The following is a 23,204-nucleotide window of genomic DNA, read 5'->3' as shown; positions in this document are numbered from 1 at the left end:
TGGCCTACAATGGCGGCATGAATTCACATGCTCCCGCTCCCTGCGCGCACCCCGGCTTCGGCCCGCTGCCGCGCCGCCTGACGCGCTCGGTACTCGTCGGCGGCGTCGAGGTTGGCGGCGGCCGGCCGGTCGTCGTCCAGTCGATGACCAACACCGATACCGCCGACGTGGCCTCGACCACCAAGCAGGTCGCCGAGCTGTGGCGCGCCGGGTCGGAAATGGTGCGGGTGACGGTCAACACCGTCGAAGCGGCCGCCGCGGTCCCGCGCATCGTCGACAAGCTGGCGATGATGGGGGTGGAGGTGCCGATCATCGGCGACTTCCACTACAACGGCCACCAGCTGCTGACCGCCGAGCCGGCCTGCGCCGAAGTGCTGGCCAAGTACCGGATCAACCCCGGCAACGTCGGCTTCGGCAAGAAAAAGGACAGCCAGTTCGCCACGCTCATCGAGCTGGCGATCAAGCATGGCAAGCCGGTGCGCATCGGCGCCAACTGGGGCTCGCTCGACCAGGCCCTGGCCGCGCAGCTGATGGACGAGAACCACAAGCTCGCCGAGCCGCGCGAAGCCGCTGAAGTGCTGCGCGAAGCGCTGATCCGCTCGGCCCTGGACTCGGCCGCGCGCGCGGTCGAGCTGGGCCTGTCGGCCGACCGCATCATCCTCAGCGCCAAGGTCAGCGGCGTGCAGGAGCTGATCGCGGTGTACCGCGAAATGGCCCGTCGCAGCGATTTCGCCCTGCACCTGGGCCTGACCGAGGCCGGCATCGGCAGCAAGGGCATCGTCGCTTCCAGCGCCGCGCTCGGCGTGCTGCTGCAGGAAGGCATCGGCGACACCATCCGCATCTCGCTGACGCCCGAACCGGGCCAGTCGCGCACCAACGAAGTCATCGTCGCCCAGGAACTGCTGCAGACCATGGACCTGCGCGCGTTCACGCCGATGGTCACCGCCTGCCCGGGCTGCGGCCGCACCACCAGCACCTTCTTCCAGGAGCTGGCGCAGAAGGTGCAGGAACACGTGCGCGCGAAGATGCCGGTGTGGAAGATCAGCCATCCCGGCGCGGAGAACCTGACGCTGGCGGTGATGGGCTGCGTGGTCAACGGCCCGGGCGAATCGCGCCATGCCAACATCGGCATCTCGCTGCCGGGTACGGGCGAGGCGCCATCGGCGCCGGTGTTCGAGGACGGCGAGAAGACCGTGACGCTGCGTGGCGAGAACATCGCCCACGAGTTCGTCGAGCTCATCGACCGCTACGTCGAGCGCAAGTACGGCGCGGCAGACGACGCAGCGCGTGCCGGCTGAGGGCAGCGACGCACTCACCCAGGAGCTGCGCTACGGCGCAGGCGTGCTGCGCCGCTACGGCGGCCGGCTGCTGCTGGTGTTCATCGGCCTGCTGTTGCCGCTGTGGGGGTTCGCCGAACTCGCCGACGAGATCCACGAGCAGGAAGCGATCGCATTCGACGAGCCGATCCTGCGCTTCGCCCATGAGCTTGCGCGCGACGGCTTCGATCGCTTCTTCGTGGTGATTTCACGGATCGGCTATCTGTGGGGCGTGGTGCCGTTCGACATCGTCCTGGTGCTGGTACTCACGTGGTTGCGCCGATACCGCGAAGCCACCTTCGCCGCGATCGCGCTTGCGGGCTCGGCTCTGCTCAACATCGCCGCCAAGGCGGCGTTCGCACGCGAGCGGCCGTCGTTGTGGGATTCGATCGCGCCCGAGAGCAACTTCAGTTTTCCCAGCGGACACGCGATGGGCTCGATGACGCTGGCCTGGGTGCTGGTGCTGCTGGCGTGGCGCACGCGCTGGCGCTGGCCGGTGGTGGCGCTGATGGCGGCGTTCGTGGTTCTGGTGGGATTGTCGCGGGTGTACCTGGGGGTGCATTACCCGTCGGACATCCTCGCCGGGTGGGCGGCGGCGAGTGTGTGGACGGTGGCGGTCTACCTGCTGGTGTACTGGGGCGGGTTGCGGCCGTGGCACGTGTCGTCAGCAGGCCAGGGCCCGAAAGGCAGGATTACTCGCCCGGCGTCGCCGCCGCACTCGGCGCAACCGTCGCCGCACGGCGCATCAGCACCGCCTCGCGATGGGCGATGTAGGCGTTCGCCGACAGGATGATCGCCGCGCCGGCCCAGGTCCATCCGTCCACGCTCTCGCCAAACCACAACCAGCCCGCGGTGGCGACCAGCGGCAGCTGCATGAAGCTGATCGGCGTCAGCGCCGAGACTTCGCCGAGCTTGAGCGCGTGGGTCCACAACACCTGGCCACCGGTACCGAAGATGCCGGCGCCGATCACCCACAGCCAGGCGATGCCCTGCGGCCATTCCCACACCCACAGTGCTGGCAGCAGCGACATCGGCACCCAGAACAGATAGGTGTAGAGGACGATGGTGTTGGCCGCGTCCACGCGTGACAGCTGCTTGATCTGGATCGCGACGACACCGCTCAGCACGGCGGCGAGCAACGCGATCAGCGTGCCCGTGCTGAACTCCGCCGAGCCCGGACGCACGATCACCAGCACACCGACAAACCCTATCGCCACTGCCGCCCAGCGCCGGGCGCGGACGTGCTCACCCAGGAAGATCGCCGCGGCGATCGTCACGAACACCGGCGTGGAGTACGACAGCGAGATCGCCTGCGCCAGCGGCAGGTGCCCGATCGCCCAGAAGCCGGCCAGCATCGAGCCGATGCCGATCGCGCAGCGGACGAAATAGCGCGGCAGCTGGCGCGTGCGCAGCGAGGCGCGGTCGACGCCGGCGATCAGCGGCAGCACCGCCATCAGGCCGAACAGGTTGCGGAAGAACGCGATCTCGAACGTATGCAGCGTCGCCGATGCCAGCCGGATGGTGATGGCCATCGCGCCGAAGCACAGCGTGCTGGCGAGCATGAAGCCCGCCGCGCGCATCGGGGTCGAAGCGGTTGCTGCGTTCACCAGGTGGCGCCGATGACTCGCGGTTCGGGCTCGATTTCGACGTTGAAGCGCGTACGGACCGAGTCGGCGATGCGCCGGGCCAGGTCGAGCAGTTGCTGGCCGCTGGCATGGCCATGGTTGACCAGCACCAGCGCATGCGTCGCGGCCACGCCGGCGTCGCCGTCGCGGTGGCCCTTCCAGCCGCAGGCATCGATGAACCATGCGGCCGACAGTTTGCGCGTGGCGGCGTCGTTGCCGCGGAACACCGGCATCGCCGGGTATTGCGCCTGCAGTGCCTCGGCCTGGGCCAGCGGCACGATGGGATTCTTGAAGAAACTGCCGGCGTTGCCGAGCACGGCCGGGTCGGGCAGCTTGCGGCGGCGGATCGCGATCACCGCATCTGCAACGTCGCGCGGCGTCGGTGCGGCAATGCCCATCGCCACGATCTCGTCGCCGATGCCGGCATAGTCGAGCTTCAGCGAGGGCGCGCGCGGCAGCGCGAACTCGACGGCGGTGACGATGTAGCGATCAGGTGCGTGCTTGAACACGCTGTCGCGGTAGGCAAACGCGCAGGCCGCGGCGTCGAGTCGATGCACCTGGCCGGTGGCCGGCTCGAATGCCTCGACGGCGTGGATGAACTCGCGCACCTCGACGCCGTAGGCGCCGATGTTCTGGATCGGCGCGGCGCCGACCGTGCCCGGGATCAATGCCAGGTTCTCCAGGCCGGCCAGGCCCTGGTCCAGCGTGTGCATCACGAAGCCGTGCCACTGCACGCCAGCGTCGGCACGGACGATGGCGACCGCGTCGTCGTGCAGCACGCGCACGTCCTGTCCGGTCAACGCCAGCACCGGTGCTGGCGGGTCGCCGGCGAACAGCAGGTTGCTGCCGCCGCCGAGAACCAGCGGCGTGCGTTCGCGGAATTCCGCCCGCGCCAGGATTTCCGGCAGCGCACGGGCATCGCCCAGCTCCGCCAGCCACGACGCGCGCGCCGCGACGCCAAAGGTGTTGCGATGATCGAGCGGGGCATCGCGCAGGATGCGGACGGCCTCGCTCATACGATCGGCGGCATGTTGCCCCGGCTGGGGGCTTCCTTGCGCCGGCGCATGGCCTCGACGCATTCGTGCACCAGGGCCGGGCCGCGGTAGACCAGGCCGGTGTAGCACTGCACCAGGGTCGCGCCGGCGGCCATCTTGGTCGCGGCGTCGGCGCCGGAGAGGATGCCGCCAACACCGATCATCGGGATCGACTCGGGCAGGCGCGTGCGCATCATCCGCAGCACCGCGGTTGCCTGGCCCATCAGCGGCCGGCCCGACAGGCCGCCGGTTTCGGAGGCATGCGGTGCGCCGTCGATGCCGATGCGCGAGACGGTGGTATTGGTGGCGATCACGCCGTCGACCTGGAGGTCGCCGAGCACGCGCGCGGCGGCCTCGACGTCGTTGTCGCTGAGGTCGGGGGCGATCTTGACCAGCATCGGCACGCGCTTGCCATGCAAGGCGCCCAGGCGCTCCTGTGCTTCGCGCAGGATCGATACCAGGCGCCGCAGCGACTGCTCTTCCTGCAGCTCGCGAAGGCCGGCCGTGTTGGGCGACGAGATGTTGACGGTGACGTAGTCGGCAAGGGGGTAGACCCGCTCGAGGCAATGCAGGTAGTCGGTCTCGGCCGACTCGTTGGGCGTGTCCTTGTTCTTGCCGATGTTGATGCCGAGCAGGCCGCCGCGTCGGCGTGCCTTTTCGACATTGCGCACCAGCGCCTCGACGCCGCCGTTGTTGAAGCCCAGGCGGTTGATCACCGCCTTCTGGTCAGGCAACCGGAACATGCGCGGGCGCGGGTTTCCCAGCTGCGGAAGCGGCGTCACCGTGCCGATCTCGACGAAACCGAACCCGAGCGCCATCAGCGCGTCGATGTGCGCGCCGTTCTTGTCCAGGCCCGCGGCCAGACCCACCGGATTGGGGAAGGTCAGGCCGAAGGCGCGCGTCGGCAACGGCGCCGGACGCCGGCCCAGCAGTGGACTCATGCCACTGCGGTAGGCCGCTTCCATCGCCTTGAGGGTGACGTCGTGCGCGGTCTCGGCGTCCAGTCCGAACAGGAAGGGGCGGGCGACGGAATACATGTCAGCACCCACCCCGCTGCCGGTTCGGAAGCAGCGTCCAGCCGGACACAGCAGACCCCGGGCTGACGATAGCGAGCGTGCTGTTGTCGCGACGGACGGCTGCTTGCATGCGGCGGGGGTCCTGGTTCCGGTGGCGGTCGGTCAGAGGTCGAACTTGATGCCCTGGGCCAGCGGCAGCGCGTCGGAGTAGTTGATGGTATTCGTCTGCCGGCGCATGTAGGCGCGCCAGGCGTCGGAACCCGACTCGCGACCGCCGCCGGTTTCCTTCTCGCCGCCGAAAGCACCACCGATCTCGGCGCCGCTGGTGCCGATGTTGACGTTGGCGATGCCGCAGTCCGAACCCGATGCCGCCAGGAATGCCTCGGCCGCCTTCAGGTTCTGGGTGAAGATCGACGACGACAGGCCCTGCGGCACGTCGTTCTGCATGTCGATGGCGTCCTCGAGCTGGCTGTACTTCATCACGTACAAGATCGGCGCGAAGGTTTCGGTCTGCACGACTTCAGCGTCGTTCGACAGGCCGGTCACGATCGTCGGCAGGACGAAGTTGCCCGGGCCGTCGATGGCGGCACCGCCGGTCTCGACCTTGCCGCCGCTGGCCTTGGCCTTCTCGACGGCATCCAGGTAGGCCTGCACCGCATCGCGGCTGTTGAGCGGGCCCATCAGGTTGTTCGGGTCGGTCGGGTCGCCGATCTTCTTCTCGACCTGCTTGTAGGCGGTGATCAGCTTGGCCAGCACGTCGGCGTAGATCGACTCCTGCACGAACAGGCGGCGCGTGGTGGTGCAGCGCTGGCCGGCGGTGCCGACGGCGCCAAAGGCAATGGCCGGAATCGCCAGCTTCAGGTCGGCGCTGGAGTCGACGATGATCGCGTTGTTACCGCCCAGCTCGAGCAGCGAACGGCCCATGCGGCGGGCGACGCGCTCGCCGACGATGCGGCCGACCTTGGTCGAGCCGGTGAAGCTGATCAGGCCGATGCGCTTGTCGTCGACGAAGCTCGAGGCCAGCTCGGTGCCGGCATCGTTGAACAGGAAGAAGATGTCCGGGAAGCCGCCGGCCTTGAGCGCGGCGTTGCAGATCTTCATCGAGGCGATCGCCGACAGCGGCGTCTTCGGCGAGGGCTTCCACAGGGTGATGTTGCCGCAGATGGCAGCGATGAAGCTGTTCCAGGCCCACACCGCGACCGGGAAGTTGAACGCCGAGATCACGCCGACGATGCCGATCGGGTGCCACTGCTCGTACATGCGGTGACCGGGACGCTCGGAGTGCATGGTCAGGCCGTAGAGCTGGCGCGACAGGCCGACGGCGAAGTCGCCGATGTCGATCATCTCCTGCACTTCGCCATCGCCCTCGGGCTTGGACTTGCCCATCTCCAGCGCGACCAGCGAACCCAGCGCGTCCTTGTGCTTGCGCAGCGCATCGGCGCACAGGCGCACGGCTTCGCCGCGACGCGGCGCGGGGGTGGTGCGCCACACCTTGAAGGCAGCCTGGGCACGGTCAACGATTGCGTCGTAGTCGGCCTGCGAAGAGGCCTGGACCTTGGCCAGCACCTCGCCGTTGGTCGGGTTGATCGACTCCAGAACGCCGGCATCCCGGGTGGGCGACCATTCGCCGCTGCCGAGGTAGGTGCCGGATTCGGTATCGGTCAGGCCGAGGGCGGTGAGGACGGGGTGGGTCATCGGACTTGCTCCTGGGGGACTGAAGGGCGAGGCGAGGTTGCGCCTGGAAGCAGGTTCCAGCAGCAACCTCCGGCTCACCGCAATGGCGGCCCCGACACGATTCGAACGTGCGACCTGTCCCTTAGGAGGGGACCGCTCTATCCAACTGAGCTACGGGGCCAAGCTTTGAGATCAAGGGTTTGAAGAAACGCGAGCGCGGCATTTTCGCATGATTGCGCCGGATTCGGGTTGGCCGTGCCCACCCCGATCACCAGACGCGGGCCGGCGCGGACCGGCATGGGCCGGCATTGGCCCGCATGGGCCTCAGGCCTGCGCGTCTGCAGCGATCTGCGACTCGGGTTCGCTCTGGCCCTTGGCCACCACCGCGGTCGCGGTCAGGTCGCCGGTGACATTTCCCAGGGTGGCGAACACATCCGGGATGGTGTCCAGCGCCAGCAGCAGGCCCAATGGCTCCACCGGCAGGCCCATCGCCTGGGTCACCGGCATGTTGGTGGCCATGAAGCTGACCTGGCCGGGCAGGCCGACCGAACCCATGCTGATCACCACCGCCAGGGCCGCGCCGGCCGCCAGCTGCGCCGCGCTCAGGTCGACGCCGTAGGCCCAGGCGACAAAAGAGGCCACGCCGATGTACTGCATCGGGCTGGTGATGCGGAACAGCGACACCGCCATCGGCAGCACCAGCGAGGTCACGCTGAGCGGATGACCCAGGCGCACGCGCGAGCTTTCGATCATCGCCGGCAGCGAGGCCAGCGACGACTGCGTGCTGGCGGCAACCGCCTGCGCCGGCACGATCGCGGCGGCGAAGCGGCGGACGCGTTCGCCGCCGGCCAGCACCGCGATCGGGTACATCAGCGCGGTCGCGCACAGGTACATCGCCGACAGGATCGCGATATACCAGCCGAACGCGCCGATCATGCCGTGGCCGACGCGCGCGCAGACCGCCAGCACCAGCGCGAACACGCCCACCGGCGCCGCCCACAGCACCCAGCGCACGATCACCACCATCACGTCGGCGATGGACTGGACCAGTTCCAGCAGGCGCTCGCGGCGACCGGTCTCGATCCGGGTCAGGGCGAAACCGAAGAACAGCGCGAACACCACCAGCGGCAGCATCGCGCTCTGCGCGGCAGCCGCGATGGCGTTGCTGGGGATCACCCCGGCGAACCAGTCGGCCAGCGAATTGGGCAGGCTCAGCTGGGCGGTACCGGCGGTGGCCGCGCGCAGGGATTCGGCCAGGCCTTCCTGGCGCGGCACCAGCGAGAACAGCAGCGGCGCCACGATCGCGGCAAAGGCGGCGCAGACGCTGAGGATGATCACGAAGGTGATGATCGCCTTGCGCGCGGTACGCCCGGACGCGGCGGCGTCCGTGGCGGTGTTGACGCCGATCACCACCAGCGCCGCCACCAGCGGCACCACGGTCATCTGCAGGGCATTGAGCCAGAGCCGGCCGATTGGCTGGACGAAGTCGGCGACGCGGGTCGCGGCGGTGACGTCCCACCAGGCCAGGAGCAGGCCGATGATGGCACCGAGAAAGAGTCCGAGCAGTACGCGGGCGGTGGTCGACACGGAAGGTCCTGGTTGCAGGTTGCGCTAGTGGGATGAGCGTAATGCAGCGAAGCCGAAGATTGCGGCCTCAGGGCAGGCCCCAGTCCTTCTGGACGCGCCCGTACTCCGCTTTGGGCAGCAGCACGAACACCGGCTTTCGCTTCGGATCCAGCCATCCCAGCAACTGCTGCATCACCGGCTCGGCCATCGCCGTGCAGCCGGCGGTCGCTTCACCCGGTGCCTTCCACAGGTGGGCGAAGATGCAACTGCCGGTGCCACTGCGATTGCCAGGGTTGTGCTCGATGACGAAGCCGAGCTTGTAGCGCTGGTCGCCGCCGGCATGCAGGTCGCGGCGCATCGGCTCGGTCGAGCCGGCGACGGCGTCGGCGCCGACCTGGCGCGCGTCGACGATGCGGTTGTACAGGGGCGATGCGTTGACGTCGATGCAATAGTCCGAGGCCGTCATCGCCTGGTAGGGCCAGGCGCTTGCCGTGCTGTCGGCATAGCCGAACGCGGTGCCGATGCGGAACACGCCGGCCGGTGCGCGGCCGTCGCCTTCGCGTTTCTGCGGTTCGCCGGGCTGCGGTGCATGCAGGCCGACACCCCAGGCGGAGCCGCTGCGGCCAACCGTGATCGGTGCCGCCTCTGCCAGCGCACGCCAGCCCGCGCCGTCGCGCTCGAATCTCTGCAGCGTGCCGGTATTGGCGTCCCAGTCCGCGGTCGTCACCACGACCATCTGCCCGGCGTCGTCCCATGGTCGCGTTGGCTGGCTGGTCTTCATGCCGGCGCAGGCGGCCAGCGCGAGGGTGGCGAGGCAGAGCAGGGCACGTGCGGCGCGTTGGTGCATCGGATGGGTCATCTCAGCTGTCCAGCAGGTCCTGCATGCGCTCGAAATTGAAGTCGAGCTGGCTGCGGCGGTCTTCGCTGCCATCGCACAGCAGGATGAAGATGAGGTCGAGCAGGTGCTGCAGCGCGCACTGGTACAGCAGCGGCTCGATATGCCGGCGCTCGTCGTGGGCCGATACCAGCAGCGCCGCATCGGCATGCGCCCGCAGCGGATTGGGCGTGTGCCGGCTGACCGAGATCACCTTGCCGAAGCGCTCGCGGAACAAGCGGCTGATCTGGCACAGCGCCGGCTGCCTGCCGTGTTCGGAGAACACCAGCAGCACATCGCCGGGGGTGGCGCTCGAGACACCCGCCTGCATCAGGATCGCATCGACGTAGTGGACGGTGAGAATGCCCAGCATCGACAAACGCGTGGCAAACGCGCGCGCCGGGATGCCGTCTTCGCCCAGGCCGATGATGAAGACCTTGCCCGCTCCCTGGATCGAGGCCGCGATCGCGTCGATGCGTTCGGGCGGATTGATCAGCCGCGTCTCGGCTTCGGCCTGGGCCTTGAGGTGCCACAGGTCCTCGGCAAGCGCGGCATGCGGATCATCGCTGCGCACTTCGCTGGCGACGTTGTCGTCGCCGCCGTCGCCGCGCGCGACCGCCTGGCCGATCGAGTACTTGAGGTCGGGATAGCCCTTGTATCCCAGCTTCTGGCTGAACTTGACCACGCTCGACTGGCTGATGCCCAGCGCATTGGCCAGCTGCTGCGAGGAGTAGTCGCGCAGCAGGTGGGCGTTGTCGAGCAGGAAGTCGGCGATGCGGCGTTCGATGGCGGACATCTGGTCGCGTTCGGAGCGGATCTTCAGCAGGGGCGACATGGGCAGGACCCGTCAGGCCTCGATCGGCACAAGCCCGCGGATCTCGCGGATGCCCAGGCCGGGCGCATCGGTCACCGAGATTTCGGACTCGTTGAAGTTGACGCCGCCGTCGACCGGGTTGAACGCGCACAGCGACGGGCCATCCAGGTCGACCTTGGTGATCGCGCTCGACTTGGCCACCGCCAGGTGCACCGCCGCGGCGACGCTGATGCTGCTCTCGAGCATGCAGCCGATCATGCATTCCACGCCGTAGAGTTCGGCGATGTCGGCGATGCGGATGGCATTGGACAGGCCACCGGTCTTCATCAGCTTGATGTTGATGATGTCGGCCGCGCGCATGCGGATCAGGTCGATGACCTCGGTGGGGCCGAACACGCTCTCGTCGGCCATGATCGGCGTATGCACGCGCTCGGTGACGTACTTCATGCCGTCCAGGTCCTTGGCCTTGACCGGCTGCTCGACCAGCTCCAGGCGCACGCCGGCGTCCTCGAGCATGCTGATGGCATACACCGCCTGCTTGGCACTCCAGCCCTGGTTGGCGTCCAGGCGCAGCAGGGCGCGGCCCTCGACCGCAGCATAGATCGCCTTGACCCGCTCGATGTCGACGCCGATGTCCTTGCCGACTTTGATCTTCAGCGACTCGAAGCCGCGATCGACCGCGCTGATCGAGTCGGCCACCATCTTGTCGATGTAGTCGACGCTGATGGTGATGTCGGTGGTGATCACCGGGTCGCCGCCGCCGAGCATCTTGTACAGCGGCACGCCGTAAAGCTGGCCGAACAGGTCGTAGACCGCGATCTCGACCGCGGCCTTGGCGCTGGTGTTCTTCTCCAGCGCGCCCTGGATCAGCGACGTGATGTGGTTGAGGTTGGCGATCTCCTGGCCGATCACGCGCGGCGCGATGAACTTGCGGATCGCCTCGATGATCGAGCCGTGGGTGTCACCGGTGATGACGGCGGTCGCCGGCGCCTCGCCATAGCCGACCTGACCGGTGTCGGTGTGCACCGAGACGACGATGTCCTCCACCGCCTCGACCGTGCGCAAGGCGGTCTTGAAGGGCGTTTTCAGCGGGACTCGGAGCATGCCGAAGCGGATGTCGGTGATTTTCATTGATTCACGGATGCTGGATTGGGGAGGGGAAGCCGGGCGCCTGGACGCCCGGTTCTTCGCATTTTTCTATCAGGGACGGATGCGTTGGATGTTGGTCATGCGATCGACGTAGGTCTGCTTGCCGTTGAACAGCAGCGGCGTCAGCGGCGAGACGGTCACGCCATTGGTCTTCGCGCGGACGGTCTTGCCGTCGGCGCCGGCGAAGCTCAGGCCGGTGGTGTCGTGGATCACGTAGGGCTCACCGTCGAGCTGGCCGATCACCATCATCACGTGGCCCGGGATGTAGACCAGGTCGCCGACCTGCAGTTCGTGGGCGATCTGCAGGCGGCGCTCGCGGCCGTCCTGCTCGCCCAGGGCGATGCGGTTGAGCGCCGGGCTCACCGCCTGGTCGCTGGTGTTGCGCGGCAGTTCAACGCCCATGCTGCGGTAGATCTCGGAGACGAAGCCGCTGCAGTCGCGACCGTTGTAGCTGTGGCCCCAGCCGTAGCGCTCGCCGAGGAACCTGAAACCCTGTTCGATCAGGTTGCGCTGGCTCAGCGGCAGGTAATGGTCCTGGCTCGGCTCGCGCCGCGGCAGCAGGGCCGGGGCGAAGCGCAGGCTGCCATCGTCGTTGCGCACCGGCAGTTCGATCACGTGCGAGGTGTAGCCATGCTGGCCATTGACCGGCTTGCCGAGCGGCCAGTCCGCCAGCACCGGCACGCGCACGCCCATGTCCAGCTGCAGTTCCGACACGCCCGGTTCTTCCGGGGTGAAGACGGTGGTGGCGCGCGCGCCGGTGACCACGCGATAGGGCGTTTTGCGGCCGTAGCCAAGCACCTGTTCCTGGCTGCCGATGGCGACGTGGCGCTTCTCGACCCAGGCGGCATAGCGCGGGCTCACCACGAACCACCATTGGCCATCCCGGCTTTCATGCGCGACCACCACCGGGTCACCCGGGAACAGCGCGCTTTCCTGGAAGCGGTCGATGTCGTGGTCGTCGTCCGACGAGAACGCGCGCAGCGAGGTCGGGAAGGTGCGCAGCTCGGCGCGGTGCACGACCAGGCCATAGCGCGTGTCCTGGCGTTCGGGCACCGCGGCCAGATTGATCGAGTCGACTACCCCGTCAATCGTTGCCTTCGCCACTGGCTTGCCGTGTTCGTCGAACAACGGCTTGGTCGGCCGCCGCGACAGTGCCTCGATCCATCCGCTGACCTGCGTGCGATCGAGCGCACCCTGCAGCGCCGCCAGGTCATGGATGCTCTTGTCGAGCTGGTGCAGGCGCGCGTTCTGCGCGGCGATCGCATCGGCATCGAGGACGACACGGTCCGGGTCGGCGAGCTGCTTGACCCAGAAGGCCGGGTCGAGCTGGGCGTCGTCGACACCGATGACGCCGGTGCTGGCGGGAATGGTCCACGCCCGTTCGCGCGCCGCCAGCGGCTGCAATGCGGTGCCGGCGAGGCACAGGGCGAGGGCAAGGGTCAGTGGCAGGCGCATCGTCGGGGTCCAGGAAATGCCAGCGGTCAGCTCGCAATGTTTGCAACAGGGGCCAGGCCGGAAAGCAGCCCGGCCATCGCCAAACCGATACCGGTGCCCAGCACCAGGCCGAGCATCGCCAGCAGCACTGCCACCGGCACGAGTGCGCGGGCGTAAGTGGCTGCGAGCACCGGCGCGGTCGCCATGCCGCCAATCTGGGCGAGAGAAGAGATGCCGCACAGGTGCAGGTCGAAGCGGAACAGGCGCGCGGCCAGCAGCAACAGCGCGACATGCACGATCAGCACCGTGAAGCCGACGACCACGAACAGCGGCGCGGTATCGAGGCCCTGGAAGTTGCTCTGCGATGCCAGCACCGCCACCAGACACGCCAGCATGGCACTGGCCAGCGGCGCCGGCACGGGTGAATGGGCGAGGGTGGTGCGCGCCAGCACCAGGCCGACAATGGTGGCGATCAAGACCGTCCAGGCGGTCGCGGTCAGGAAACCGCCGACCGGCAGCAACGCCGCCGTCCACGCCGACAGATTCCCCACCAGCAGCGCCAGGCCCAGCCAAAGCAGCACGCTGCCCGGGCCGGCATCACCCGTTGTCCTGGGTTCCACCTGCGGCAACGGCGCGCGCGCGTCGGCGCCCGTCCAGTGATTGAAGGCCGGCGCGAAGCGGTTGATCGAGAACAGCACGATCACCCACACCGAATAGCAGACCGCATCGGCCAGCAGCACCGACGGCAACAGGTTGTCGGGAAGCCCGATCGACTGTTTCACCGCAACCAGGTTGGCCGATCCGCCGGTCCAGGTCGCGCTCAGTGCCGCCAGCATCTTCCAGCCGTCGGCAGGCAGGGCGTTGCGGAAGATCAGGTAGGCAATGACGATCGCGATCAGGATGCTGAGCATCGCGCAGGCGAACACCGCCAGCATGCGCGGTCCCAGCTTGACGATCGCGCGCAGGTCGCAGCCGACCATCAGCAGGAACAAAAGGGCGGGCAGCAACTGCGCGGTGAGCGAGCGTTGTGCCGCGGCGATCTCCGGCGTGGCCCGCCACAGACCGGCCACCGCCAGCGCAGTGACGAACAGATAGGTAAGGACGATCGGCGGCAGCACCGAGAACAGGCGCCAGCCGTACCGCTTCTCGAGGGACGGAAACAGGCCCGCCGAAACCAGCAAAACCGCGGCGTAAGGCCAGACCGTTTCAATCATCTTGATTTGTCCCCTCTGGGCCACCGGACGGAAGGCGGTGGCCGACTGGGTCAGAATACATACTTCATTTCTGGTTTTAGTCAAGAATAAATTATTGACCGGGTACTCCACTCATGTTACACAGTCGTGAAACGGCACCCCTTGGGTCGACTGCACGTGGACAGTCCTACGCCTTCGCTTGAACTGAAGACCCCCCGGAAGCGCAAGCTGCGCGCGCTGGCCGTCTGCGTGCTGTGGCTTTCGCTGTTGACCACGGCGGCCCTGGCCGGGCGCGCCGGCAACCCGGTCGACGACGTCACCACGCAGATCGATGCCGGCCATTTCAAGCAGGCCAATGCCGCGATCGACAGCGAGCTGGCCCGCGCCGATCTCGCTCCCGAAACTCGCCAGGCTCTGGAATTCCAGCGCGAGCGCATGCGCCGCATCCGTCTGGACTTCCCGATCACCGAGCCGGAAGCGAAGGCAAAGCTGCGCGAACTGATCCCGGACATGACCGAAGAGGAGTTCGCCGGCTGGAAGGCCTCGAACCAGCTCGAGCACATGGTGATCGACGGCGTTCCTTATTACTTCAGCCGCTCGGTCTCCAATCTGTTCCGCGTCAGCCCGGAGGCGACGGCCAGGCGGGCCAAGCCGGCGACGCGCAACGACGGGCCGATGGAATCGGCCAACGCCTATCACGACGAAGCACTGGCGCAGGCCCGGGCGACCGGCAAGACCAGCGTCGCGCCGCGGCGGGTGCGTGTCACCCAGTCGATCATCGTCAATGCCGATGCCGTTCCGGCCGGGCAGACGGTCCGCGCCTGGATTCCGTACCCGCGGGCAATCCCGGGCCAGCAGGAGAACATCCAGCTGATCTCGAGCGCGCCGGCCAAGCACGTGGCCGCGCCGGAATCGACGCTGCAGCGCACCGTCTACATGGAACAACCGGCGGTCAAGGCGACTCCGACGAAGTTCTCGGTGACCTATGAGCTGACCATCTTCGGCCAGGTCCACCCGATCGATCCCGCCAAGGTCGTGCCCGCGGGCAACAGCGCGGAACTGGCGCCGTACCTGGGCGAGCGTCCGCCGCACATCGTCTTCAGCGACGACATCCGCGCGTTCTCGAAGAAGGTGGTCGGCGACGAGAAGAACCCGTACCGGATCGCGCAGAAGCTCTACTCGGCGGTCGACAGCATTCCGTGGGGCGGCGCGCGCGAGTACTCGACGATCACCAACATCAGCCACTACGCCCTGCATTCCGACCACGCCGACTGCGGCCAGCAGACCCTGTTGCTGATGACGCTGCTGCGCCTCAACGGCATCCCGGCGCGCTGGCAGTCGGGCATGGTCTATTCCGACGGCACGTACGACAACCTGCACGACTGGGGTTTCATGTACCTGGCGCCGTACGGGTGGGTGCCGACGGACGTCACCACCGGCCAGTTCAAGGGCGCCAGCGATCCGGGCGTCGAGTGGTTCTACCTCGGCGGGCTGGATGCCTACCGCATCGCATTCAACGATGACTACGGCACCGACCTGGTGCCGCGCAAACAGCATTTCCGATCGGAAACCGTGGACTCACAACGCGGCGAAGTGGAGTGGAAAGGGGGAAACCTCTACTTCGACCAGTGGGACTACACCTTTGAGGCACACGTACTGCCGAGCGCCACAGCGGGCGGTTGAACGCACGCGAGGCATCACTTTTCATCGCTGGAGGGGACATGAACAGTAAAGGGTTGCGTAGAACCGCGTTGTGTATAGCCATGGGCATGTGCCTGTCATCGGCGCTGTCGCTGCAAAGCGCGCATGCGGCCAACACGGACGGCTCGCTGGTGGGGCGCACCACGCCCAATGCCGAGGTGACGGTGCGCAATCCGGCCACCGGCTTCACCCGCACCGTGCGTGCGGACGAGCAGGGCAATTACCGTTTCCCGTTCCTGCCGGTCGGCCACTACACGCTGGAGTCGAACGTCGCCGGTGAGCCGGCAGGGCAGGCGGCCGAGGTCGACATCAGCCTGGGCAACGCCACCAACTACAACCTGGGAGCGGGCGCCACCAACCTGGCCACGGTCCAGGTCGTCGGGTCGCGCGTGATCTCGCCGGTCGACGTGACCTCGACCGAGTCGGCCACCAACATCACCCGCCAGGAAGTGGCACGCCTGCCGGTGCCGCGCGACATCACCGACGTGGCCACCCTGGCCCCGGGCGTGAATCGTGGCGAGTTCGGCGGCATTTCGTTCGGCGGTTCGTCGGTGGCCGAGAACTCGGTCTACATCAACGGCCTGAACGTCACCGACTTCTACAACCGCGTCGGCTTCTCGTCGATGCCGTTCTCGTTCCTGCAGGAATTCCAGGTCAAGACCGGCGGTTACTCGGTCGAGTTCGGCCGCACCACCGGCGGCGTCATCAACGCCGTGACCCGCTCGGGCACCAACGAGTTCCATGCCGGCGCCGACATCGTCATCGACGGCATCGCGCAGGCGGACGGTGAGAACCAGCCCGCCCAGGTCCGCAGCTACGACGACAGCGACCAGAACACCTACGCGGTGTGGGCGTCCGGTCCGATCATCAAGGACAAGCTGTTCTTCTTCGGCATCTACGAGAAGCGCGACCTGGATTCGCAGAACACCAACGACGGTGGCTCGACCCTGTTCGTCGACCAGGGCAACAACGATTTCTGGGGCACCAAGTTCGACTGGCAGATCAGCGACAACCACCAGCTGGAACTGCTGGCTTTCTCGGACAAGAACGACACCACCGAAGACAGCTATCCGTTCGACTACGTCTCCGGCGATCGCCAGGCGCGGCAGAACCGCACGTTCAACAAGAGCGGCGGCGACAACTGGGCGCTCACCTACACCGGCTACCTGACCAACAACCTGTCGATGAAGGTGCTCTACGGCGAGAACGAGCGCACCGCCTCGGTCAACAGCCTCAACGACAGCAGCTGCAACCTGGTCCAGGACCGTCGCGTCAACGCGGACTTCATCGGTTGCACCGCCAACACGTCGGTAGTGGATCGTTCCGACGACCGCGAAGCGGCCCGCATCGACTTCGAGTGGAACCTGGGCGACCACAACGTCCGCTTCGGTGCCGACCACGAGAACAACACCTCCGAGTACAGCAGCGTCTACCCGGGTGACGGCCTGCGTTACGAGATCAGCAACATCCCCGGTGGCCGCCGCGTCAATGGCGTGCTGATTCCGGCCGGTCCGACGGCGTATGTCCGCACCCGCCAGGTCGCCAACCAGGGCACGTTCGAGACCGAGAACGAAGCGTACTACCTGGAAGACAACTGGCAGATCACCGAGAACCTGATGTTGAACCTCGGCGTGCGCTGGGAGAAGTTCGACAACAAGGACGCGCAGGGCCAGAGCTACATCAAGATGGACGACATGATCGCGCCGCGCTTCGGCTTCGCGTGGGACTTCGTCGGCGACGGTCGCTCCAAGCTGTTCGGCAACGCCGGTCGCTACTTCCTGCCGGTCGCCAACGTGATCAACATCAAGCAGGCCGGTCCGTTCCTGGATGCACGCCGCTTCTATCTGTTCAATGGCTTCACCACGCTGACCAACCCGACCACCGGCGAAGAAGTTCCGCAGCCGATCCTGGGTGCCGAGATCGGCACGGTGGACGACTCGCAGGGCAACGGCCAGGTCGGCGACTTCCGTGGCGAGGTCGATGCCGACATGGATCCGGTCTACCAGGACGAGTACATCCTGGGCTACCAGTCGATGCTCAACGAGACCTGGTCGTGGGGCGTGCGCGGCATCTACCGCAAGCTGCATGACGCCATCGACGACATGGAGCTGACGTGGAATGGCTTCTGCGAGATGGACAGCTTCGTCATGGCCAATCCCGGCAAGGACGTGACCATCTGGGCCGATACCGATTGCGACGACGAAGCCGACGCATTCACCACGATCGACACCTCCCGCACCGGCTGGCTGCTGGGCGAGGACGAGAACGGCAATCCGATCACGATCGGCTGGGACAAGGCCAAGCGCACCTACCGCGCACTGGAATTCGTGCTCGACCGCGCGTGGGATGACAAGTGGATGTTCAACGCGTCCTACACGCTGTCCTACAGCAAGGGCAACGCCGAAGGCCCGGTCAATTCCGACACCGACTTCGCCGACAGCGGCCGCACCGAGGCCTTCGACAACCCGTTCGTGGCCCAGGGCGGCTATGGCTACCTGCCCAACGATCACCGTCACCAGTTCAAGTTCCGCGGCGCCTATGCCTTCACGGACAACTGGTCGGTGGGCGCGACGCTCGACGTGCAGTCGGGACGTCCGATCAGCGAGTTCGGTGCGGGCAACCCGTATGACACCACCGAGTTCCTGAGCCACTACATCTGCGAGGCCAACTGCGACGCCGCCGACCCGGCCGACCGCGTGTTCCGCCTGTCCAAGCGTGGCGCCTACGACCGTCTGCCGTGGGTGTACTCGCTGGGTGCGAGCATCGCCTACAGCAAGTCCTTCGGCGAACACAAGCTCAACGCCAAGCTGGCCTTCTACAACATCACCAACCAGCAGCGCGTGCTCGAGCGTGACGAAACCCGCGAGGAAGAGAACGGCATCGGCAGCGTGGGCGAGACCTGGTTGAACGGTACCCAGTACCAGTCACCGCGCTACGCGCAGTTCATCCTGTCGTACGAGTACTGAGCAATGCACGGGCGGCCCGTTCCAGGGCCGCCCGTTTCTCGGCATGACCCCGCGTCCACTGATATCGGTTGGGCGCGCGGTCGACGATGCCGCAAGCCGATCGGGCAATGACCCCTACGATGCACACCTTTGACGGCGTCGACCTGCACGCCCTGGCAGCCCGGCTGCCCACTCCTTTCTACGCTTACTCCGCCAACGCGATCCGGCAGCGCATCGCAGGCCTCCAGTCGGCGTTCCAGGGCCTCGACCATCGCATCTGCTATGCAGTCAAGGCCAACTCCAACATCGCCATCCTGCAGCTGATGGCACAGCACGGCGTCGGTGCGGACATCGTCTCGCTGGGCGAGCTTCATCGCAGCCTGGCGGCGGGCATCCCGGCCGGGAACATCGTGTTCTCCGGCGTCGGCAAGACGGCCGAAGAGATCGGCGCCGCGCTTGCGGTCGGCGTGTGGCGATTCAACGTCGAATCGGTGGACGAGCTGCAGCTGTTGCAGCGGGTCGCGCAATTGCAGGGCGTCTGCGCGCGTGCCGCGGCGCGGATCAACCCGGATGTCGACGCCGGCACCCACGAGAAGATCTCCACCGGCAGGTCGGAGAACAAGTTCGGTGTCTCCATCGACGAGGCCCGCCGCTGGTTCGCCCAGGCCGGCTCGATGAGCCATGTCCTGCTCGACGGCCTGCATGCCCACATCGGCTCGCAGATCCTGAGCCTGGTGCCGTTCCGCGAGGCGCTGGGCCGCGTTGAAGCGTTCCGCCAGGAGCTGGTGGCAGCCGGGCATGTGGTTTCCAGTGTCGACATCGGCGGCGGCCTGGGTGTGTGTTACCGCCACGGGCACGACCAGCCGATCCCGGCGACGGAGTACGCGGCGCTGGTGCGCGAGGTGTTCGCGGACTTCCAGGGCACCCTGGTGCTGGAGCCGGGACGCTACCTGGTGGCCGAGGCGGGGGTGCTGCTGACCCGGGTGATCCGGGTCAAGCCGGGCGTCGACCGCAGCTTCCTGGTGGTCGACGCGGCGATGAACGACCTGCTGCGTCCGTCGCTCTACGAGGCGTGGCACGAGATCGTGCCGCTGCATCTGGACCCGCGCGAGGTCGCGCGTTACGACGTGGTCGGCCCGGTCTGCGAGACCGGCGACACCTTCGCCCGCGACCGCGCCATGGTGCGCTGCGAGGCCGGCGACCTGTTGTCGATCGGCGGCGCGGGCGCGTACGGTATGTCGATGGCGTCGACTTACAACTCGCGCCCGCTCGTCGCCGAAGTACTGCTCGATGACGGCCGCCATGCCGTGATCCGCCGCCGCCAGACCATGGCCGAGATGATGGCCGGCGAACAACTGCCACAGGTATGGAATGAAGCCTGACGCGATGATGAAGCGATGTGGCCTGCTGGTGCTGCTGCTGGCGGCGCTGCCGGCCGCGCACGCCGAAGCGGGGCGGGCAACGAAAGCGGAAGTCGACGCCGTGTTCGACCAGGTGGTCACGCGCTACCGCTTGCCCGGCCTGGCGCTGGGCATCGTCGAGGACGGCAAGGTCGTCTATGCCCGCAGCGCCGGCGAGCTGGTCGAGGGAGACGGCCACAAGATCGACTCGGCCACGCTGTTCAAGGTCGCGTCCAACACCAAGTCGATGACCACGGCGACGCTGGCGCGGCTGGTCGATGCCGGCAAGCTGCGCTGGGACGACCCGGTGGTGCGCTGGCTGCCGGACTTCCGCATGTACGACCCCTGGGTCGGGCGCGAGATGCAGGTGCGCGACCTGCTGATCCACAACAGCGGCCTGCGCGCCGGTGCCGGCGACCTGATGCTGTGGCCGGAACCCAACACGTTCACCCGCGCCGACATCATCCACGGCCTGGGATACCTCAAGCCGCAGCGCAGTTTCCGCGCGGGCTACGACTACGACAACCTCCTGTACATCGTCGCCGGCGAAGTCGCCGCGGCGGCCGGCGGCGCGCCGTACGAACAGCTCGTGAGGCGCGAGGTGTTCGAGCCGCTGGGCATGCGCCGCTGCCAGGTCGGCCAGTGGCGTCGCGATGAAGTAGGCAACGTCGCCCAGCCGCACATGCGCCAGGGCGAACGCAACATCCCGGTGCGCAGCGACGGCGAGGTGATCGCCGCCACGACCATGGACCCGGCCGGCGGCGTGCGTTGCAGCCTCGACGACATGCTGGCCTGGGTGGGCACCTGGCTGAAGCCGGCAGGCGAGGGCAACGGCTGGCTGTCGCGCGAGCAGCGCGAAGCGCTGTGGGCACCGCAGATGCCGATGCCGCTGTCGCGGCGCATGCGCGAGTGGGACAACAGCCATTTCTCGGCCTATGGCTACGGCTGGCGCCTGGCCGATGTCGACGGCGCCTTCAAGGTCTCGCACACCGGCACGCTGATGGGCATGTACTCGATGGTGACGCTGCTGCCCGACAAGGGCGTCGGCTTCGTCATCCTCATCAACGGCGAAGGCGAACAGGCCCGCACGGTGCTGGGGCAGGTGCTGGTCAAGCGTTACACGCGGCCCGATCCGTCCCTGACCGTGGCGCATTACGCCGACCTGCTGGCGCAGGAAGACGCCAGCCGCCCGGGCACGGAAAAGGCACCGGACACGTCGAAGCGCAAGCCGGTCAAGGCGAGCGAGCTGGCGTCGCGGCTGGGCGTCTACCGCGATCCATGGTTCGGCGAAGTTTCGCTGTGCCGCGATGGCGACGCGGCGCGCCTGCATGCGCACAAGTCGCCGATGCTGACCGGCATCGTGCAGCGCGTCGGCAAGCGGATGCTGGTGAACTGGGACGACGACAGCGTCGATGCGGAGGCGTGGCTGGACTTCCCGCAAGCCACTCAGATGCGTCTGGCCAAGGTCGATCCGCAGGCCGACTTCAGCTACGACTATGAAGACCTCGCCTTCGAGCGGGTGCGCGGGTGCGATTGAGGCCGGGCCTGCAGTTCGCAATGACGAGGACGGCGCCGCTCGCCGCCGCGCTGGCCATGGCCGCCTGCGCGGCGCCTGCGACCATGCAGATATCCGACGCGACCACGCCCGAAGCCGCCGGCCTGGTCGACGTGCGCACGCTGGTGCCTGACATCGACGTCGACATGCGTTACGCCGGCAGCAACAACTTCGTCGGCGCCAAAGTCGACGGTTACGAGGCGGCACGGTGCTACCTGCTCGCCGATGCGGCCACCGCGCTGCAGCAGGTCGAGCTGTCCCTGCGTGAGCAGGGCATGCGCCTGCGCCTGTACGATTGCTACCGACCTGCGCGGGCGGTGCGGCACTTCGTCGCCTGGGCCGGTGACCTCGACGACCAGCGCACCAAGCCCGAGTACTACCCGCACCTCGACAAACGGCAGCTGCTGGGGGATTACATCTCGCCCACCTCCGGCCACAGCCGTGGTGCGACCGTGGACCTGACGGTGATGCAATGCGCGGCCAATGGTGACGGATGCGTGCCGTTGGACATGGGCACGCCATTCGACTTCTTCGACACCCGCGCCAACACCGACTCGGCGCAGGTCGACGCGCGCCAGCGGGAGAACCGCCAGCGCCTGCGCTCGGCGATGGAACGCGCGGGCTTCCGCAACTACCCGATGGAGTGGTGGCACTTCACGCTGTCTCCGGAGCCGTCGCCGACGGTCTTCCACGACGTGCCGATCCGTTAGTCACACCACGCGTGGCTGGCCTGATTACTTCGCCATTGCCAGCCCGGCGATCTGCCTGGCCAGCGCATAAGGCTCGGGGTCATTGCGGTTGGTCAGCACGACCACCGTCAGGTGCTGTCGCGGGTAGCGCACGATCACATTGCGAAAGCCGATCGTTTCGCCCGAATGCCATAGCGTCTCGCCGGTGATGCGCCAGCCGTAGCCGTACTGCACATCGGGATCGTCCGTCGCCGTGGCCGGCGTGAAAGCTTCCTGCAGCATTTGGCTGCGCAGCAGGCGCTCGTCGTAGAGCGCCGCGTCCCAGCGGGCGAGGTCGTCGATCGAGGAGTAGATGCCGCCGTCGCCGAGGACCGCGCTGGTGCTGCTCTGGTCGGTGCGCTGCCAGCGCCCCTGCTCGAAGCTGTAACCGTAGGCGCGGCGGGCGACTTCAGAGACGCCGGCTTCGTAGGCGACGGTGGCGGTCATGCCCAGCGGCTGGAAGATGCGCTCATGCAGGAATCGCGCATAGCGCTGGCCCGATGCACGCTCCACGATCAGCGCCAGCAGCGCATAGCCGCTGTTGCTGTAGCGGTAATCGCTGCCCGGCACGAAGTAGGTGCGGTACTGCGTCTCCAGCAGGCGCAGGACGTCGGCATCGTGGACCTGCACCTGGCTGTCCGGGTCCATCACGTCTTCGTAGTCGATCAGCCCCGATGTATGCGTCAGCAGATGGCGGACGGTCACCGCGTCGGCGGCGTCGGGCAGGGTCGGCAGCCAGCGGCGCACCGGGTCGTCCAATCGCAGGCGGCCGTCCTGGGCGAGCAGGAGGATCGAGGTCGCGGTGAATTGCTTGCTCACCGATGCCAGGCGGTAGTTGGTCGTCGGGTCCGCGGCGGTACCGGAGCCCAGGTCGGCCAGGCCATAGCTGCGGCGCACTATCGCTTCACCGTCACGCAGGACCAGAACCGAGGCACTGGGCACCGGGCCGTCGTACTGGCGCATCAGCGCGTCGATGCGTTCCTGGACAGTCGTGTGCTGCTTCATCGTGTGGTCCCCGTTCGCACAGCCCGCGAGCAGTAGGACGGTTCCAGACAGCCAGGCCGGTATGCGCATCGGCTGATCGTAGCGGCATGGCAGCAAAAAAAGAACGGACACCGACCACCTCCGGCGAAGGCAGCAGCAGGTCGAACTTGCACTGTTCTGCCAGGCGGTCGATGCC

At 67.3% G+C, this 23,204-nt stretch carries 17 protein-coding genes, 1 tRNA gene and 1 pseudogene; 7 read left to right on the top strand and 12 right to left on the bottom strand.

Annotated elements, in window-relative coordinates; genetic code table 11:
• The first annotated feature begins 17 nt into the window (after positions 1-17).
• Together ispG and MNR01_RS04905 are read left to right on the top strand one after the other, a co-directional pair.
• Positions 18-1,298, top strand: coding sequence for a flavodoxin-dependent (E)-4-hydroxy-3-methylbut-2-enyl-diphosphate synthase (gene ispG / locus MNR01_RS04910; RefSeq protein ID WP_241919834.1), 1,281 nt, complete (start codon positions 18-20; stop codon positions 1,296-1,298).
• Positions 1,299-1,323: 25 nt separating this feature from the next.
• A pseudogene (locus MNR01_RS04905) lies at positions 1,324-1,971 on the top strand (phosphatase PAP2 family protein); the annotation flags it as partial.
• Between the two features lie 37 nt (positions 1,972-2,008).
• On the opposite strand, the gene MNR01_RS04900 reads toward MNR01_RS04905, so the two are convergent.
• From MNR01_RS04900 to MNR01_RS04850, 11 genes are all read right to left on the bottom strand, one after another.
• Positions 2,009-2,896, bottom strand: coding sequence for a DMT family transporter (locus MNR01_RS04900; RefSeq protein WP_241920537.1), 888 nt, complete (start codon positions 2,894-2,896; stop codon positions 2,009-2,011).
• Positions 2,897-2,919: 23 nt separating this feature from the next.
• Positions 2,920-3,957 carry a UDP-N-acetylmuramate dehydrogenase gene (gene murB / locus MNR01_RS04895; protein WP_241919833.1) on the bottom strand — a complete coding sequence of 346 codons (1,038 nt, stop codon included), beginning with the start codon at positions 3,955-3,957 and terminating at the stop codon, positions 2,920-2,922.
• Entirely contained in the window at positions 3,954-5,012 is a 1,059-nt protein-coding gene (locus MNR01_RS04890) for a quinone-dependent dihydroorotate dehydrogenase (protein ID WP_241919832.1), read from the bottom strand. The genes murB and MNR01_RS04890 overlap by 4 nt, the downstream gene beginning before the upstream one ends.
• Positions 5,013-5,153: 141 nt before the next feature.
• Positions 5,154-6,686: an aldehyde dehydrogenase family protein gene (locus MNR01_RS04885; protein ID WP_241919831.1), complete on the bottom strand. Its 1,533-nt coding sequence runs from the start codon at positions 6,684-6,686 to the stop codon at positions 5,154-5,156.
• 83 nt (positions 6,687-6,769) lie between these two features.
• A tRNA-Arg gene (locus MNR01_RS04880) sits at positions 6,770-6,846 on the bottom strand.
• A gap of 143 nt (positions 6,847-6,989) precedes the next feature.
• Positions 6,990-8,252, bottom strand: a complete 1,263-nt coding sequence (locus tag MNR01_RS04875) for a dicarboxylate/amino acid:cation symporter (RefSeq protein ID WP_241919830.1) — start codon at positions 8,250-8,252, stop codon at positions 6,990-6,992.
• 67 nt (positions 8,253-8,319) lie between these two features.
• A complete protein-coding gene (locus MNR01_RS04870) occupies positions 8,320-9,012 on the bottom strand; it encodes a L,D-transpeptidase family protein (protein WP_241920536.1) in 693 nt (230 codons plus the stop codon).
• A 79-nt stretch (positions 9,013-9,091) separates the two neighbouring features.
• Positions 9,092-9,940, bottom strand: coding sequence for a MurR/RpiR family transcriptional regulator (locus MNR01_RS04865; RefSeq protein WP_241919829.1), 849 nt, complete (start codon positions 9,938-9,940; stop codon positions 9,092-9,094).
• A gap of 12 nt (positions 9,941-9,952) precedes the next feature.
• A complete protein-coding gene (locus tag MNR01_RS04860; protein WP_241919828.1) occupies positions 9,953-11,050 on the bottom strand; it encodes a dipeptide epimerase in 1,098 nt (365 codons plus the stop codon).
• Positions 11,051-11,119: 69 nt separating this feature from the next.
• Complete coding sequence (locus tag MNR01_RS04855; protein ID WP_241919827.1) at positions 11,120-12,523, bottom strand: SH3 domain-containing protein; 1,404 nt, start codon at positions 12,521-12,523, stop codon at positions 11,120-11,122.
• Between the two features lie 26 nt (positions 12,524-12,549).
• Positions 12,550-13,800 (bottom strand): DUF819 family protein, encoded by a 1,251-nt coding sequence (locus MNR01_RS04850; protein ID WP_345779031.1) that lies wholly within the window; start codon positions 13,798-13,800, stop codon positions 12,550-12,552.
• Positions 13,801-13,977: 177 nt separating this feature from the next.
• Between MNR01_RS04850 and MNR01_RS04845 the strand changes: the two genes are divergently transcribed.
• The 5 genes from MNR01_RS04845 to MNR01_RS04825 all read left to right on the top strand — a co-directional run bounded on the left by MNR01_RS04845 (position 13,978) and on the right by MNR01_RS04825 (position 22,006).
• Positions 13,978-15,378 (top strand): transglutaminase-like domain-containing protein, encoded by a 1,401-nt coding sequence (locus MNR01_RS04845; protein WP_241920534.1) that lies wholly within the window; start codon positions 13,978-13,980, stop codon positions 15,376-15,378.
• Positions 15,379-15,464: 86 nt separating this feature from the next.
• The gene (locus tag MNR01_RS04840; protein ID WP_345779030.1) at positions 15,465-18,362 is read left to right on the top strand and encodes a TonB-dependent receptor; all 2,898 of its coding nucleotides are present in this window, start codon (positions 15,465-15,467) and stop codon (positions 18,360-18,362) included.
• Positions 18,363-18,469: 107 nt separating this feature from the next.
• Entirely contained in the window at positions 18,470-19,723 is a 1,254-nt protein-coding gene (lysA, locus tag MNR01_RS04835) for a diaminopimelate decarboxylase (RefSeq protein ID WP_241919825.1), read from the top strand.
• A 4-nt stretch (positions 19,724-19,727) separates the two neighbouring features.
• Complete coding sequence (locus MNR01_RS04830; RefSeq protein WP_345779029.1) at positions 19,728-21,278, top strand: serine hydrolase; 1,551 nt, start codon at positions 19,728-19,730, stop codon at positions 21,276-21,278.
• A gap of 56 nt (positions 21,279-21,334) precedes the next feature.
• Positions 21,335-22,006: a M15 family metallopeptidase gene (locus MNR01_RS04825; RefSeq protein WP_241920532.1), complete on the top strand. Its 672-nt coding sequence runs from the start codon at positions 21,335-21,337 to the stop codon at positions 22,004-22,006.
• Between the two features lie 24 nt (positions 22,007-22,030).
• Here MNR01_RS04825 and MNR01_RS04820 read toward each other — a convergent pair whose 3' ends face one another.
• Positions 22,031-23,029, bottom strand: a complete 999-nt coding sequence (locus tag MNR01_RS04820; protein ID WP_241919824.1) for a serine hydrolase domain-containing protein — start codon at positions 23,027-23,029, stop codon at positions 22,031-22,033.
• Positions 23,030-23,204: the final 175 nt, after the last annotated feature.

Origin of the sequence: Lysobacter sp. S4-A87 (assembly GCF_022637455.1) — a bacterium.
GTDB lineage: Bacteria > Pseudomonadota > Gammaproteobacteria > Xanthomonadales > Xanthomonadaceae > Lysobacter_J.
Note: the sequence above shows the minus strand (reverse complement) of the source record. Positions and strands in the feature narration are given on the sequence as shown.

Coding starts and splice junctions, on each gene's coding strand:
- ispG (WP_241919834.1), top strand. CDS start 18: ATGAATTCACATGCTCCCGCTCCCTGCGCGCACCCCGGCTTCGGCCCG.
- MNR01_RS04900 (WP_241920537.1), bottom strand. CDS start 2,896: ATGCGCGCGGCGGGCTTCATGCTCGCCAGCACGCTGTGCTTCGGCGCG.
- murB (WP_241919833.1), bottom strand. CDS start 3,957: ATGAGCGAGGCCGTCCGCATCCTGCGCGATGCCCCGCTCGATCATCGC.
- MNR01_RS04890 (WP_241919832.1), bottom strand. CDS start 5,012: ATGTATTCCGTCGCCCGCCCCTTCCTGTTCGGACTGGACGCCGAGACC.
- MNR01_RS04885 (WP_241919831.1), bottom strand. CDS start 6,686: ATGACCCACCCCGTCCTCACCGCCCTCGGCCTGACCGATACCGAATCC.
- MNR01_RS04870 (WP_241920536.1), bottom strand. CDS start 9,012: ATGAAGACCAGCCAGCCAACGCGACCATGGGACGACGCCGGGCAGATG.
- MNR01_RS04865 (WP_241919829.1), bottom strand. CDS start 9,940: ATGTCGCCCCTGCTGAAGATCCGCTCCGAACGCGACCAGATGTCCGCC.
- MNR01_RS04860 (WP_241919828.1), bottom strand. CDS start 11,050: ATGAAAATCACCGACATCCGCTTCGGCATGCTCCGAGTCCCGCTGAAA.
- MNR01_RS04855 (WP_241919827.1), bottom strand. CDS start 12,523: ATGCGCCTGCCACTGACCCTTGCCCTCGCCCTGTGCCTCGCCGGCACC.
- MNR01_RS04840 (WP_345779030.1), top strand. CDS start 15,465: ATGTGCCTGTCATCGGCGCTGTCGCTGCAAAGCGCGCATGCGGCCAAC.
- lysA (WP_241919825.1), top strand. CDS start 18,470: ATGACCCCTACGATGCACACCTTTGACGGCGTCGACCTGCACGCCCTG.
- MNR01_RS04830 (WP_345779029.1), top strand. CDS start 19,728: ATGATGAAGCGATGTGGCCTGCTGGTGCTGCTGCTGGCGGCGCTGCCG.
- MNR01_RS04825 (WP_241920532.1), top strand. CDS start 21,335: ATGGCCGCCTGCGCGGCGCCTGCGACCATGCAGATATCCGACGCGACC.
- MNR01_RS04820 (WP_241919824.1), bottom strand. CDS start 23,029: ATGAAGCAGCACACGACTGTCCAGGAACGCATCGACGCGCTGATGCGC.